The following is a 15,237-nucleotide window of genomic DNA, read 5'->3' on the forward strand; positions in this document are numbered from 1 at the left end:
TGCATTTAATGGGATGGGAATGCGAGTAGAAAGAATCATGAAAGCACGATGCGAATTTCTCGCTGTACCCGGTCGGCAACGCCGCGATGGCCGGATCGGCGCAACGCCGTTTGCCAATCCTCCAGCAATTGCTCGAGTGCATTTGTGCTTGCCAGTGCGTCGAACGCGCTTGCCAGTCGGTTGAGCCAGGTTTCGCCAAGGTATTCGCGGGCGCTGTCCTGCACGAGCGTTCGCACTTGGGCCAGCCGTGCCGGCTCGGGGAGGGGGCCGGTTGCGACGGGCCGTGTTACCGCTGCCAGTGGCGCTCCGGCTTGTTCTGCGATCAACGCCAGCTCGCGCAAGCGGGCCAGTACCGCCTCGACATCGGTGGCCGGCGCCAGCTGTTTCAGCACGCTGACATTGCGTGCGCCGTCAATCATGATCAACAGCTGCCGGGCCTTCAAGCTGAGTAGATCGCTACGGGTGGCCAGTTCCTGCTGGGCTCTGGCCGTCTTGTGATAGACCGTGTTTTCCATACTTTTCCCCTGACTTTGTACGCCTCGAGTAGAAAGTCGTATTGCCACTTTAGCCGCTGCTGATGCATTTTTTGTAGCATAGTCTTACGGACTACAAGCGTGTGGCCGGGGCTGATGCACTGTTGTATTGATGCAAGAAAAAAGCCCGCGCGAGGCGGGCTTCATCGTGATGTCATCGTTCCGGTATTACAGGCCGCCGTAGGAGTGCAGGCCCGAGAGGAACATATTGACGCCGAGGAAAGCGAAGGTCACCACCAGCAGGCCGATCACCGACCACCAGGCGAGCACGTCGCCACGCCAGCCTTTCACCAGCCGGATATGCAGCCATGCGGCGTAGTTGAGCCAGACAATCAGTGCCCAGGTTTCTTTCGGATCCCAGCTCCAGTAGCCACCCCAGGCGTCGGCGGCCCACATCGCGCCGAGAATAGTGGCGATGGTGAAAAACAGGAAGCCGATGGCGATGGCCTTGTACATCACTTCGCCGAGCGTGTCGTAACTCGGTAGTTTGCTCACCAGTACGCCGCGCGATACCAGCAACTGTGCAATGCCGAGCATCGCCGCGATTGCGAACGCGCCATAGCCGACGAAATTGGCCGGTACGTGGATTTTCATCCACCACGATTGCAGCGCCGGAATCAGCGGCTGGATTTCGTGCGCCTGGCGATCGAGCGAGTACCACAGGATGAAGCCGACTGCGGCGCTGATCACCATTAGCACGAAGGCGCCCATTGTCCTGGCTGCGAAGCGGGCTTCGTAATACAGATACATCAGTGCGGTGATCAGGCAGAACAGTACGAACACTTCATACAGATTCGAGACTGGAATATGCCCGACATCAGGGCCGATCAAATAACCCTCGTACCAGCGCACCAGGCTGGAACTCAGCGAGGCCGCCGCAGCGACCCATGTCAATCCCGAGGCGAGCGACAGCGCCGTGGCGCTACGGCGTAGCATGCCGATCCAGTACATCAGCGTGGCGAGGGCGAAGAGCACGCACATCCACATTACCAATGACTGGCTGGAGAGCAGGTACTTGAGAAAGAAGTTGCTGCCGCCGCGGGCGAGTTCGCCCTCATAGAAGCCGATCCCGATCAGCGCGGTGGCGGCGCAAATCGGCAGAAAACGCTGCATGGCCGGCCAGAATTTGCCAAACCAGATCAGTGCGGCGGCGCTGGCGAACAGGATGCCCTGCTCGTAGTAATCCATGGCACCGCGATAGCGGCTGAAGCTGATGCCGGCGGCAAGCAGGACGAGGGCGGCGAACACGATGTTGCCGATGGGGCGCTTGGCGTTAAGCGTGGTCATGATGATTCTCCGGCCGGATCGGTGCTTTGATCCTGAGGGGGCAGCAGGGTGTCGCGGTGGGCGATGAAAGCCTGATCAAGGTCGGTGTTGCGGCGGTTGCTGGTCATCGCGATCAGCGTCCGGCCGCCTTCGAGGCGAATCCACAGCCGCTCTTCGCGAATGTAGAACATGCAGAAAATACCCAGTACCAGCAGCACTGAACCGAGATACACCACCGTCTTGCCCGGTGAGCGCGTCAACTGGAAGCCGCTGGCCTGCACCTGAGTGAAGCCGGTCGGCTGTAGATACATCGCCGGGCCATAGTCGAACAGATTGCTGGTCGCGACGAGGCTGTCCATCAGGAAGCGATAGTTGGCTTCGTTCATCGGTAGCGGCGCGAGCCCGGCCTGGCGTTGCGACAGCGCGAAGGCTTCAACCGCCGCACCCTGAAGGATTTTCAGGTACGTCTGCGCCACGGTCTGGCGCTGTTCGGCCGGCACCTTGCCGTCGAGGAAGCGTTCGAGCGCGGGGAAGCCGCCGCTGCCAAACTGCGCCAGCACGCTGCGGGCCACTTCGGCGAACTGGGTCTGGCTGGTGGCCGAGAATGCGCCGTCATGGAAGGCCGCATCGGTGGTCGCCTTGGCGATGGCCGGGTAGCGCTGCGGATCAAGCAACACCTGGCGCAGCCGCATGAAGGTGTCGACCTTGCCGTCGGCATCAAGCGGCATGCGGATGAAGGAGAACGGTTGCGCCACTTCGCGGCGCATGCCCGAGACCAGATAGAAGCCATCGTCAAGCGGCTGTGGCGCCAGATAATTGAGGTACTCGACGGCCTGACCGGTGGCATCGCGCAACTTGAACTGGATCGAGGGGCCGAGATTGCGCAGATTGTGCTCGCCCTTGACGCTGGCGGCCTGCGACAAAGCCTGCTCGAACTTGTTGACCGATACTGCCGATTGGGTGGAGTCGGCTTTGCCCAGGTTCTCGATATTGATCACGCGCAGATCGCCCGTTTCCAGCGTGTAGGGCTGGCCGGCAATCGTCAGCGCCGTGCTGGCTTGCGAGCGGGCTGCGAGCGTCGAGCTTGGCGTGCCATCGAGGTTCCAGCGCGCAAAGGTCAGCGGTGAGCCGCCGTCGCCGAAGCTCGCTTGATAAATGGCGACGCCATCGACCACCATCGGCTTGTTGACCTCGATGGTGCCGCTCTGGCGCACCTTGCCGGTCTGGCTGTCGAGAATGTCGATGTCCGAGGCGAAAAGCTTGGGCTGGCCGGTCGTGTAATACTCGACGTGGAACTGCTTGAGCCGGAGCGCGAACGGCAACTCCTGTACAAAGTAGCCATTGCCGGCGTTGAGGAAGATTACATCGGCGGCACTGCCTTCCGGCACGGTGACGTTGCCACGGAAAGACAGGTTGCCCTCGCTGAGGCGGCTGATCTGCGGCACCTGGCCTTGCGGCATGTCGCGGGTTTCCGGCGTCTTGTGGCCGACCAGCTCCATCAGCTTCAGCGGCAGATTGCCGTCGAGCAGGCCGCCAATGCAGATCACCACAATGGCCGCGTGCGCGAACAGGTAGCCGAGCCGCTGCCACGCACCGCGCTTGGCCGCAACCTGCCAGGTGCCATTGTGCTCGCGCAGCCGGTAGCGAAAGCCTGTTTGCGTCAGGTGCGCGAGCACCGTATCGCGATCGATCTCGCCCTCTGCCTCGGCGTGATGCGTCATCAGCCGCAAAGAGCTGCTTCCGGCCTTTTCGCGCCAGCTGCGGATGTCTCGCAGCATGCCGGGCACGTGGCGCCAGAGGCACAACGAGGTCGACAGCATCAAAAAAGCGAGCAGCAGCAAAAACCAGCTGGCGTGATAGACGTCGAACAGGCCTACCGACTGGAAAATACGGAACCAGAAATCGCCGAATTCGAAGCGGTAATTGACGTAGGGCTCGTTCTGCTTGAGCACGGTGCCGATGACCGAGGCGATCGCGAGGATGCTGAGCAGGCTGACGGCAAAGCGCATCGACGAGAGCAGCTCGTAGAGCGCCCGGCCGAACGGGGCGGGGTGATGGCGTGGAGGAGTTTTCGTAGTCATAAAGCAAAAAAGGGGCGAAAGTCGCCCCTCTTGGTGAGTGAATGCCGGCAAAGGTTCACCGGCAGCTGACTCAGTTGAGCGCCTGCATGTATTGCGCGACGGCCTTGATCTCGTCGTCACGCATCTTTTTGGCAATCTCGGTCATGACCGAATTGTTCTGGCGCTCGCCCGAACGGAATGCCTTCAACTGCGCCTCGATATAGGCGCCATGCTGGCTGGATACGCGCGGATACTGGATCGGAATGCCCGAGCCGGATGGGCCGTGGCAAGCCATACAGGCCGGCAGACCGGTTTGGGCCAGACCGCCGCGGTAAAGTTTCTTGCCGGCTTCGATCAGCGTCTTGTCCGATGCGCCAAGCGCTTTGGGCTGCTGGCTGGCGAAGTAGGCGGCGACGTTGCGCATGTCGGCATCCGACAGCGTCGCAGTCATGCCGAGCATCACCGGGTTGTTGCGTTTGCCGGTTTTGAACTCGGTCAACTGCTTGTACAGATACTGCTCGTGCTGGCCGGCCAGACGCGGATAGGTCGAGGCAACTGCGTTGCCGTCGACACCGTGACAGGCGGCACAAACCGTTTCAGCCTTCTGTTTGCCCGCGGCGATATCGACCTTGGGTTGTTCTGCGTAGGCAGCCGATGTGGCCAACCACAATGCTGCTGCAACGAATGCTGCGACAGGCGCGCTGCGCATAGCTCTGCTCCCTCAAGCGATAGCGGTTCCCGGCTATGGGTGCCGGTTTGCAACCAAATCCTGCTATTCTATAACAAGACTTTTTACCAAACAAAATACCATGACGCTCTTTCGCGGTTTGCAGTTCCTTACTACCGTCAATGATCTGTCGGCTTTGCCTCACGAAGGCCTTGAAGTGGCCTTTGCCGGGCGCTCCAATGCGGGCAAATCGAGTGCGATCAATACGCTCGCCAATCACACCCGGCTCGCCTTCGTTTCGAAGACGCCGGGGCGTACCCAGCACATCAATTACTTCGATTTTGGCAAGGAACGCCGACTGGTTGACCTGCCAGGTTACGGCTATGCCGAGGTGCCGGCCAATGTGCGCGCGCACTGGGAAAAGCTGCTGAGCTTTTATCTCGTCAACCGCGACAACCTGATTGGCCTGGTGCTGATCATGGATGCGCGCCGGCCGCTGACCGAGCGTGATCGCCGCATGCTCGACTGGTTTCTGCCGACCGGCAAGCCGGTACATTGCCTGCTGACCAAGTCCGACAAATTGAGCAAGCAGGAGCAGATCAAAACCTTGCGCACGGTTGAAGCCGAATTCGAGGGCGATCCGCGTGTCACCGTGCAGCTTTTTTCCAGCCTGAAGAAGCAAGGGGTCGAACGGACCGAGGAAGTCGTCGGTGCGTGGTTTGACGCCATGAAAGCGGCGACGCCGCAAGACGGCAACGAGACTGGCGACGTTGAGTCGACGGACGGCGCCTGATTCGCCTTGCGCTTTAAGGCCACCTTTCTATCTTGAAAGCTAGGTGCGCCCCTGCACCTCCCGCTTTTCCTCCCTGAGCGGGTGCCCCGGCTTTGTGCCGGGGCGTATGTATACCCCGGTCATTCTCCCCTTGGACCGGGGTTTCTTTTTTTCTGCTCGGCCCTCTTCGTTCTTGCCGGCATGTGTTCCGTATATCGGAATTGTCTGATTTAAACGTCGGCTTTTTCTCAATCTGGCGGCAGATTTGCCGTATGTAAAAATCCATCGGTATGATCGTCTGAACGAGAATTCCGGCTTTGCGTGTCGCGAGTTGGAACGAAAAAGGGTCGACGCCGAGTACGTTTGACCCGCTGGGAGGAGCACCATGTCGGAACTCACCGGGGTCAGGGTGATGGTGATTGATGACAGCAACACCATCCGTCGCAGCGCCGAAATTTTCCTGGGGCAAGCCGGTTGCGAGGTCATCCTTGCCGAAGACGGCTTCGATGCCTTGGCCAAGATCAGTGATCATCAGCCGCAGTTGATTTTCGTCGACGTGATGATGCCGCGTCTTGATGGCTACCAGACGTGTTCGCTGATCAAGAAAAACCCGCGTTACAAGACCACGCCGGTGATCATGCTCTCCAGCAAGGATGGCCTGTTCGACCGCGCCCGCGGCCGCATGGTCGGTTCCGACGAATATCTCACCAAGCCATTTACCAAGGACAGTCTGCTGGCCGCCGTCGGCGAGCACGTGCAGCAGCGCTGATCCATTTCATCTCACATTTATCCGTACTGAGCGAAGAAAACCGCCATGGCCATCAAGAAAATCCTGATCGTCGATGATTCGCCGACCGAGCGTCATTTCCTCGGCGAATTGCTGACCAAAAACGGTTTCACCATCGTGACCGCCGAATCGGGCGAGGACGCCGTGGCCCGGGTCAAGGAGCTGATGCCCGACCTGATCCTGATGGATGTGGTCATGCCCGGCATGAACGGCTTCCAGGCGACGCGCACCATTACCCGCGATGCCGAAACCGGGCATATCCCGGTGATCATGTGCACCTCCAAGAACCAGGAGACCGACAAGGTCTGGGGTAAGCGCCAGGGCGCGGCCGAGTATGTGGTCAAGCCGGTCGATCCGCAGGAACTGCTTTCCAAGATCGCTGCGCTGTAAACGGAGTCGGTCATGGCCAAGCGGATCAGTTTGCGCGACTACCAGGAAGGGGTAATGGCCCGGCTAAAAAGTGCCGCGGCCACCGCTCAGGTCAATGCATGCCTTGGCATTCGCATCGGCCAGGACAATTGGCTGGTGGATCTGGCCGATGTGGCCGAAGTGATGCCGGTGCCGCCGGTCTCGTCCTTGCCGCTGTCTCAGCCGTGGTTCAAGGGCGTGGCCAATATGCGCGGTAACCTTGTGAGCGTGTCGGATCTGTCGGCCTTTTTTGGCGGCCCTGCGCTGACGGTCTCGCCGCTGGCGCGGCTGATGCTGCTGCATCCGCGGTACATCCTGCATTCGGCGGTACTGGTCGAGCGCATGCTCGGCCTGAAGCATTTGTCGGATTTGAGCGTGGACGACGCGGTGCACCCGCGCGCGACCGCGGTTTACCGTGACGCAGCCGGACAGCGCTGGTTGGCGCTCGACGTTGCGGCACTCGCCAGCGACCCCGGATTTTTGCAGGCCGGGCAATAACAGATAACGATAGCAATACGGGAAGAGACGCGCATCATGGCCTTGAAACTGGATCGCCTGAAAAACCTGTTTGGCAAGAATTCCGGGACGCAGGCCGGCAAGGGTTATGAACCCCTCAAGACCACGTGGATTCTTGAGAAGATTCGTCTGCCCGATGTGGACGAAGCGAAGGTGCTCAAACCGGTGCCGCTGGTCGGGCACCTGCCCAGCCGCCAGCAAATGGCCATTTTCTTGTTGCTGTTGATCGCTTCGGTCGGCCTGTTCGCCATCGTGGCTTTTCTGTCTTTCCAGTCGTCGAATCACAACGCCGAAAGGCGCTCGACCGCGACCGAAATGCAGATGTTGTCGCAGCGGATTGCCCGGGCTTCGACGCAGGCGGTGCAGGGTAACGCCGAGGCATTTACGGTGCTCGACGAGGCCTACAAGAAGTTTGGCGACAACCTCGATACCCTCAAGAACAGCGGTGCGTTTTTCGGTCTGTTCGGCGTGGGCCAGAGCGATCTGCTCGACCATATCGGCAAAATCTGGAGCGCGAGCTATGCGCCGAACCCGAGCCACCCGAGCGTCGAGACCATCCTGAAGCAGAAGAGCGCGCTGATTTCGGTGGGCAAGAGCGTTAGCGGCATCAACACCAACGATGCCAAGCTGCTTGAGCTGACTCAGCAGTTCACCTCGATGCTGGGCGAAACCGGCGGCAGTGTCCGCGAGCTCGATTACGCCAATCAGTTGTCGATGTTGAGCCAGCGGATGGCCAAGAATGCCAACGCCATGCTGGCGGGCGAGTTGATCAATCCCGAGGTGGTATTCCTGCTCGGCAAGGACGTATCGACCTTCTCGGATATTCTCAAGGGCTTTAATGACGGCAGCGAAGAGCTGCAGATCCGGGCGGTATCCAGCTCGGCACTGGTCGACAAGCTTGGCGAAATCCGCTCGCTGTTCCACGACTTCGAGATCGTCGTGAGCGCTTTCTCGAAGAATATGCAGCCGCTGGTGAATACGCGCCTGGCCAATCAGGCCATCGTTCGCGATTCTGAGCCGCTGCTGAAGGACACCATCGAGTTGGCCGAGGCCTATGAAAACAAGGTCGGTGGCGTACTGACCTCGGTACTGGAGCTGGCGCTGATCGGCACTGCGCTGCTGTCGCTGTACATGCTGGTGCGCGTATTCAACCAGGAAGCCGTGCGTCGCCGTGTGGCGTCCGATGGCGAGAACAAGCGGAACCAGGAGGCGATTTTGCGCCTGCTGAACGAAATGGCCGATCTAGCCGATGGTGACCTGACCGTGCGTGCGTCGGTAACCGAGGATCTGACCGGTGCGATCGCCGACTCGGTCAACTACACGATTGAAGAGCTGCGTGCGCTGATTACCGAGATCAACCGGGCGACCGAGCAGGTGACCAGCGCAACCAACGAAGCGCAGGACGTGACCAGCGGCCTCCTGGCTGCGGCCGAACGCCAGTCGAATGAAATTGCCGATACCACCGGTACCGTTGAACAGATGGTGCGCTCGATTCAGGGCGTATCGGGCAACGCGGCCGAATCGGCCGGTGTGGCGCAGGCATCGCTGCTGGCCGCCGAGAAGGGCTCGGACGCGGTACAGAACCAGATCAAGGGCATGGGCGAAATTCGCGAGCAGATTCAGGAAACCGCCAAGCGCATCAAACGCCTTGGCGAAAGCTCGCAGGAAATTGGTGAAATCGTTGAGCTGATCTCGGACATTACCGAGCAGACCAACGTACTGGCGCTGAACGCGGCGATTCAGGCGGCTGCCGCCGGTGAGGCCGGTCGTGGCTTCTCCATCGTTGCCGAAGAAGTGCAGCGGCTGGCGGAACGTTCGGCCGAAGCAACCAAGCAGATCGGTGCGATTGTGAAAACCATTCAGACCGATACCCACGATGCGGTCGCGGCCATGGAAGTCTCGACCCAGGGCGTGGTCGAAGGCGCCAAGTTGTCCGATGCGGCCGGTGCTGCGCTGACGGAGATTCGCCAGGTGACCGGCGAGCTGGCGCGACTGATCGAATCGATCGCGCATGAAACCGAAGATCAGACCGGTCTGGCTGCACGAGTGAATACCTCGATGCGTGACATCCTGAGCATTACCGAGCAGACCTCCAGCGGTACCCAGCAGTCGGCGCAGATCGTTGGCCAGCTGTCCGGGTTGGCGCAAGACCTGAAAGACTCGGTGTCGGGCTTCAAGCTCGCCTGACCTTATACCTGCCTGAAACGGAGGCCGGCCGGCCTCCGCCCTCGCCCGATCCGCCGGGCCAAGACGAAGAGACCCCGCCATGAGCGTCCATACCGAATTTGACCGCGGCTCGCTAGTCTGGGTGAAGAGCGAAATCGAGCAGACGCTGACCCGCGCTGCCGATGCCCTCAACCAGTATTGCAACGAGCCCGACGCGGCACTGCTCAAGCATGCCCAAACCCATTTGCACCAGGGCTTTGGCGCCTTGCAGATGGTCGAGCTCGAAGGGCTGGCACGTTTTTGCGAAGAAATCGAACAGCTTGTCGCCAAGGTTGCCGCCGGTGAGGCCGGCGACGATGCGTTGCAGTACGCACAGGCGGCGATTCAGGATACGACCCGTTTTCTTGAGCGCATCTCCGCCGGTGCACCAAACGTACCGCTCTATCTGGCGCCGCGTTTTGCCGAGCTGGCCGCCTCCCGTTCCGGCAGCGCCAGTGCCGCCGAGCTGTTCTTTCCGCGCCTGGGCGAATTGACCCTGCCGGCTGGTTTGCCGGCGCGTACCGTCGCCGCGAGCGAGTGGCACGATTTTGTCCGCCAGCAGCGCAGCCGCTACGAGTCGGGCCTGTTGCGCTGGATTCGTGGTGATGCTGCCGCCGCGCCGCTGATGACGCGCGCGTTGGCCGAGCTGGCGTCGGCACAGCCCGCAGGACTGGCGCGCGTGTTCTGGTGGAGCGCCGCCGCGGTGACCGAAGCCTTGCCCGCGCAGAGCGACGTCGACCTCAAGCAGTTGTTGATGCGGCTGAACTTGCAGTTGCGCCGCCTTGCCGATGGCTCGGCCAAGGTGGCAGAACGGCTGTTCCGGGACCTTTTGTATGTGCTGACGGCGACCGATGCCGCCGGCCCGCTGGCGCAGCATCTGCGGCAGGCTTTCGAGCTGGATGCGCTTCTGCCCGGTGGTAGTGCCTCGGCGGATCTGTCACCCGAAAGCGAAGCGCTGCTGCGCCAGGCTGCCGCGCTACGCGATGAATTGGGTACGGCCCGCGAGATCTGGTCGCGCACTGCGGCAGGGCAGCACGAGCGCTTGCCGTCATTGCAAACCGAATTGAGCCGTCTGGCCGGTGCGAGCGTGTCCTTGGGCATTCATGGCCTGCCGCAACTGTGGGACGCGATGCAGTCGGCATGTCGCCGCTACGCCGATACCGGCGTGGTCGAAAGCGACGCACTGGAGATGGCGACGGCGCTGCTGCTGGTCGATAACGCGCTGGCCAATTATCCGCGCCAGGCGAGTGATTTCCCCGAGCAGGTCGAAGCGATGCTCGCCCGTCTGGCCGAACCCGGTCGTGATGGTGATGTGCCGCATCTGGATGCCGTCAGCCAGCTGGCGCAAGAACGCTTGCTGCGGGCGCAACTGGCACACGAAATGCGCAGCAATCTGCGCCATGTCGAAGACGTGCTTGACGGTTATTTCCGCGCGCCGCAATCGCGTGACGGCCTGCTCGAACTGGAGCCGGTCCTGCGGCAAACGCTGGGCGCGCTGGCGATGCTCGAATGCGATGACGCGGTGCGTTTGCTGGAGGCGTGCCGTCAACGCATCGCCGATGATGCGCAGAGCGACGAGCTGCCCGAGCAGGGGGGGCTTGAGGCGCTGGCCGAGGCTTTTTCCAGCCTTGGTTTCTACATCGACGCGCTTGAATCTGGCCGTGCGGATCGCGATCGCCTGATCGCGCCGTCGCTGGCGCGTTTGTGCGGTGAAGTACAGCTTGCCGCTGCGCCGGTTGAAGAGGTGCTGGAGGCCGAGGTGCCGCTGGCCGCCGTGGTTGCCGTTGCTCCCGCCTCGCCTGAGGTCAAACCGCTGCCGCAAACCGACGATGCAATCGATGCCGAGTTGCTCGATGTTTATCTGGAAGAAGCGGTCGAAGTGCTGGCGACGATCGCCGGCCAGCTCGAACGCAGCCGCATCGCACCAAGCGATCGCGATGCGATGACGGTGATTCGCCGCGGTTTTCATACGCTCAAGGGCAGCGGCCGCATGGTCGGGCTGATGCATCTGGGCGATGTGGCCTGGGCGATCGAGCAGGTAATGAACAAATGGCTGCAGGACGAAGTGCCTGCATCCGGTGCGCTGCTGGCACTGGTTGCCGATGCGCACGACGCCTTCGCCGGCTGGGTGCGCGAGCTGGGTGAAACCGGCTCGGCACACGTCGCCGCCGATGCGCTGATTGCGCGGGCTGAAGCGCTACGCCTTGGTGCGCAGCTGCCGACCGTGAGTGAAGCGCTTGCCATCGCCCCGGTTGCCGCCGAAGTGGCGCCGCTTGATGGTGCCGGCGATGAAGTGCAGATCGGCGACGTAAGCGTGTCGGCATCGTTGTTCGCGCTGTTCCGCGACGAGGCGCAGCGCTATATCGAGACCTTGCAGGAGGGGCAGCGCGCGTTGCGGCACGGCGAACCCCTGGCCGCGAATGTCGAACTGGCTGCGCACACGCTGGGCGGCATCGCCTCCACGGCCGGTCTGCGGCCGATGGGCGAGCTGGCCTATGCGATTGAAAATGCGCTGCAGGCCCTTGATCTGCAACTGGCCTTCCATGCCGACGCGGTGGATGACGCGATCGACTTTCTGGGCGGGATGCTCGATTCGGTCACCGCGCTGCGTGCGCCCGCCGATCCGGCTGCACCACTGGCTGCGCTGACGGCGTTGCGCGATGCGCAACTTACCGTGGCACTCGCCGGCCCGGTCGCCGAAATGGTGCCGGTCGCCGATGCGGATCTGGGCGACTTGCCCTTGCTCGATGCTGAAGGCCTGAGTCTGCCCGGACTGGCGGACGACGACGGCGCCGACTTGCTGATGCTCGATGGTGTCGAAACCGCCGACGTCAGCGAGGTGGCCTTCGATGCGCTCGGTGTCGAACCGCTCGTGGCCGACGCTGGCGCACACGAGCATGACGAGCTGTTTGCGCTTGATCTGGACGGCTTGCTCGACGAGATCGTCGTGCCGGCGATTGATGCATCCGGCATTGCGGATGACGCGCTCGAACCCATGGATGTGCCGCTGGCCATTGAAGCCATGCCGGCCTTGGATACGCCGTCGTTCGACGAGATCACGCTGAGCTTTGATGAGAATGGCAACGCGCTGGCACTGGCTGATGGGGGCGCCGCCGACACGGTCGGTATTGATCTGTCATCGCTGGATGGCGGCGAGCCGGATTGCAACGATGCGCCGCCCTTGCCGGCGCTCGTCACCGAGCCGGTTTCGACCGAAGGCGTCGATCCTGATGCGCTCAAGGCCGATCTGCCTTCGTTCGACGAGTTCGAGCTGCATTTTGATGACGAGGATGAGTCGTCCGCCTCGTTCGACGTCGGCACTGCCGCAGCATCGGCCGATATGGCCGAGCTGCCGCTGGATCGGCTCGGCGAAACCGAACCGTGTTTGACTGCTGACGACATTGCGCCTGGCGGGTTTGCCGATGATGAACGCACGGAGCCGGTGAGTGCTGTCGAGCCCGAGTTGTCCATCATGCTGGATACGGACGAGGTATCGCTCGATGCCGAGCTGGCCACGGCGATAGACGTCGAGCTGGCCGAGGCACTCTATGGCGAGCCGTTGGCCACGCCGGCCAAGCCTGACGTCGCCAATGAGGCCAGGTCGCCGTTTGAAACCCTGCTCGCCGGTACTGCGCCTGGCGTTCCGCGTGATGAGCTTGAAATCAGCGTTGTCGATGACATCGACGAGCAACTGCTGCCGGTCTTTATCGAAGAGGCAGACGAGCTGTTGCCGCAACTGGTGGCGCAGCTGCGGGTCTTGCGCGATGCGCCGGACGACAGCGCAGCCGCAGCGGTGCTCAAACGCGTGTTGCATACGCTCAAGGGCAGTGCACGGATGTCGGGTGCGATGCACCTGGGGGAAGCCGTGCACCGAATGGAAAGCCGGCTACTCGCAGCCAGCGGGACGCCGACGTCACCACTGCTGGATGAGCTCGATAATGATTACGATCTGATCGTCTCGCTGTATGACACGCTGTGCGGTCGCGGCCAGCCGGCCGCGGCACAGGTTCAGGCGCAAGCCGCCGCCGTGCCGCAGTTCCTGCTTGGCGCGGCCGAGGCCGATGCCAAAACGACGATCCGGGTCAAGTCCGAGCTGGTTGATCAACTGGTCAACCAGGCCGGCGAAGTCGCGATTGCCCGTTCACGGATCGAAGCCGAAATGCTCTCGCTCAAGGGCTCGCTGCTTGAGCTGACCGAGAACGTCGGCCGCTTGCGCAGCCAGCTGCGCGAGCTGGAAATCCAGGCCGAAAGCCAGATGCAGGCGCGCTCGCGCGAGATCGAAGACAGCCATGGCAACTTTGATCCGCTTGAGTTCGACCGCTTTACCCGTTTGCAGGAAGTCACCCGCTTCATCGCCGAAAGCGTCAACGACGTGGCGACGATCCAGCATGGCCTGCTGAAGAACCTCGACGATTCGGCCGGCGCGCTGACCGCGCAGGGACGGATGACGCGCGAGCTGCAGCAAAGCCTGATGCGCGTGCGCATGGTGCCGTTCGCCAGCGTTTCGGATCGCTTGTACCGGCTGGTGCGGCAGACCGGCAAAGAGGTCGGCAAGAAGGTCAACCTGGAGCTCAAGGGGGGCCGGGTCGAGATCGATCGTGGCGTGCTGGAAAAGATGATTTCGCCGTTCGAGCACATGTTGCGCAACGCGATCGACCACGGGCTTGAAACCAGCGATACGCGCCTTGCCGCCGGCAAATCCGAATTTGGCGAAGTGCTGGTTGAAGTACGTCAGGAAGGCAACGAGCTGGTGCTGGTGCTGAAGGACGATGGCCGCGGTCTGGATTTCGAACGGATACGCGCCAAGGCCGAAGCTTTGGGTCTGGTGGCGGCAAATGGCGATATGTCCGAGGCTGCGCTGGCACAGCTGATTTTTGAACCGGGCTTTACCACCGCCTCCAACGTGACCCAGTTGTCCGGTCGTGGTATCGGCATGGATGTGGTCAAGAACGAGATCAGCAATCTTGGCGGCAGCATCGAGGTCAGCAGCACGGCGGGCCTTGGTACGCGCTTCACGATTTATCTGCCGCTGACACTGGCGGTCACGCAGGTGCTGCTGGTCAAGGCCGGCGAGCGCAAGCTCGCGATTCCGTCGGTGATGATCGAGCAGGTACAGGAACTCAAGCAGGGGCCGCTGGCTGATCTGTACGAGGCACAGAGTCAGAGCTGGATGGGGGCAAGCTACCCGTTTGCCTACTTCCCGCGTTTGCTCGGCGATGCCGACACGGTGCCGGAACAGAAGCGTTTCTCGACGGTACTGCTGCTGCGTGCCGGTGCGGCGCGGATGGCGTTGCATGTCGATGCGCTGATCAAGAATCAGGAAGTCGTGGTCAAGGCGATCGGCCCGCAGCTGGCGCGGGTGCCCGGCGTGGCCGGTGCAACCGTGCTGGGTAACGGCGATATCGTGCCGATCATGAACCCGATTGCGCTGCTGGCTCGCGGCGTGACCGCGGCATCCGGTCAGCGTGCGGTGGCGGTGCCGGAGAAGCTGGAAACCGCGCCGGTGGTGATGGTGGTCGACGATTCGCTCACCGTGCGCAAAATCACCTCGCGCTTGCTGGCGCGTGAGGGCTTCCAGGTGGTGACGGCCAAGGATGGCGTCGATGCGCTGCAGCAACTGCAGGATGTGACCCCGGCGGTGATGCTGGTCGACGTCGAGATGCCGCGCATGGACGGTTTCGAGCTGACCCGCAATGTGCGCAACAACGAGGGCACCCGCACCACGCCGATTGTGATGATCACCTCGCGAACCGCCGACAAGCACAAGAATTATGCGTTCGAGCTCGGTGTGGATGTTTTCCTGGGCAAGCCGTATCAGGAAGACGAATTGCTTGGGCATATTCGTCGGCTGATCGCGCTGGCAACCGTCTAAGGCGGTTTTTTGCCGGAACAAGGCAGCATGGAAAAACGGTCACGATCTCGTGGCCGTTTTTTATCGATGAAAATCGTGAGTGATGGCCGGGAATTAGCCATTTTTGTGCACGATGGCCGCGACCGACGGTGCGACAGCCTTTATCATTGCA

The 15,237-nt window shown here is 61.7% G+C and carries 10 protein-coding genes; 6 read left to right on the top strand and 4 right to left on the bottom strand.

Annotation, left to right across the window (positions count from 1 at the left end):
- Positions 1 to 35: 35 nt before the first annotated feature.
- From JLC71_RS14710 to JLC71_RS14725, 4 genes are all read right to left on the bottom strand, one after another.
- Positions 36 to 515 (bottom strand): hypothetical protein, encoded by a 480-nt coding sequence (locus JLC71_RS14710; protein WP_200916256.1) that lies wholly within the window; start codon positions 513 to 515, stop codon positions 36 to 38.
- Between the two features lie 186 nt (positions 516 to 701).
- Positions 702 to 1,820, bottom strand: coding sequence for a c-type cytochrome biogenesis protein CcsB (gene ccsB, locus JLC71_RS14715; RefSeq protein WP_200916258.1), 1,119 nt, complete (start codon positions 1,818 to 1,820; stop codon positions 702 to 704).
- A complete protein-coding gene (locus tag JLC71_RS14720) occupies positions 1,817 to 3,880 on the bottom strand; it encodes a cytochrome c biogenesis protein ResB (RefSeq protein WP_200916260.1) in 2,064 nt (687 codons plus the stop codon). Before JLC71_RS14720 ends, ccsB begins: the two co-directional genes overlap by 4 nt.
- Positions 3,881 to 3,950: 70 nt before the next feature.
- The gene (locus JLC71_RS14725; RefSeq protein WP_200916262.1) at positions 3,951 to 4,568 is read right to left on the bottom strand and encodes a c-type cytochrome; all 618 of its coding nucleotides are present in this window, start codon (positions 4,566 to 4,568) and stop codon (positions 3,951 to 3,953) included.
- Between the two features lie 100 nt (positions 4,569 to 4,668).
- Here JLC71_RS14725 and yihA point away from each other — a divergent pair, with 100 nt between their 5' ends.
- From yihA to JLC71_RS14755, 6 genes are all read left to right on the top strand, one after another.
- A complete protein-coding gene (gene yihA / locus JLC71_RS14730; protein ID WP_200916264.1) occupies positions 4,669 to 5,319 on the top strand; it encodes a ribosome biogenesis GTP-binding protein YihA/YsxC in 651 nt (216 codons plus the stop codon).
- 364 nt (positions 5,320 to 5,683) lie between these two features.
- Positions 5,684 to 6,067 (top strand): response regulator, encoded by a 384-nt coding sequence (locus JLC71_RS14735; RefSeq protein WP_200916267.1) that lies wholly within the window; start codon positions 5,684 to 5,686, stop codon positions 6,065 to 6,067.
- Positions 6,068 to 6,112: 45 nt separating this feature from the next.
- Positions 6,113 to 6,475, top strand: a complete 363-nt coding sequence (locus tag JLC71_RS14740) for a response regulator transcription factor (protein ID WP_200916269.1) — start codon at positions 6,113 to 6,115, stop codon at positions 6,473 to 6,475.
- A gap of 12 nt (positions 6,476 to 6,487) precedes the next feature.
- Complete coding sequence (locus tag JLC71_RS14745; RefSeq protein WP_200916271.1) at positions 6,488 to 6,991, top strand: chemotaxis protein CheW; 504 nt, start codon at positions 6,488 to 6,490, stop codon at positions 6,989 to 6,991.
- Positions 6,992 to 7,027: 36 nt separating this feature from the next.
- Positions 7,028 to 9,196, top strand: coding sequence for a methyl-accepting chemotaxis protein (locus JLC71_RS14750; RefSeq protein WP_200916273.1), 2,169 nt, complete (start codon positions 7,028 to 7,030; stop codon positions 9,194 to 9,196).
- A 79-nt stretch (positions 9,197 to 9,275) separates the two neighbouring features.
- Positions 9,276 to 15,086 carry an Hpt domain-containing protein gene (locus JLC71_RS14755; RefSeq protein WP_200916275.1) on the top strand — a complete coding sequence of 1,937 codons (5,811 nt, stop codon included), beginning with the start codon at positions 9,276 to 9,278 and terminating at the stop codon, positions 15,084 to 15,086.
- The last annotated feature ends 151 nt before the right edge of the window (positions 15,087 to 15,237 follow it).

Source organism: Jeongeupia sp. HS-3 (genome assembly GCF_015140455.1).
In the GTDB taxonomy this organism is placed as follows: domain Bacteria; phylum Pseudomonadota; class Gammaproteobacteria; order Burkholderiales; family Chitinibacteraceae; genus Jeongeupia.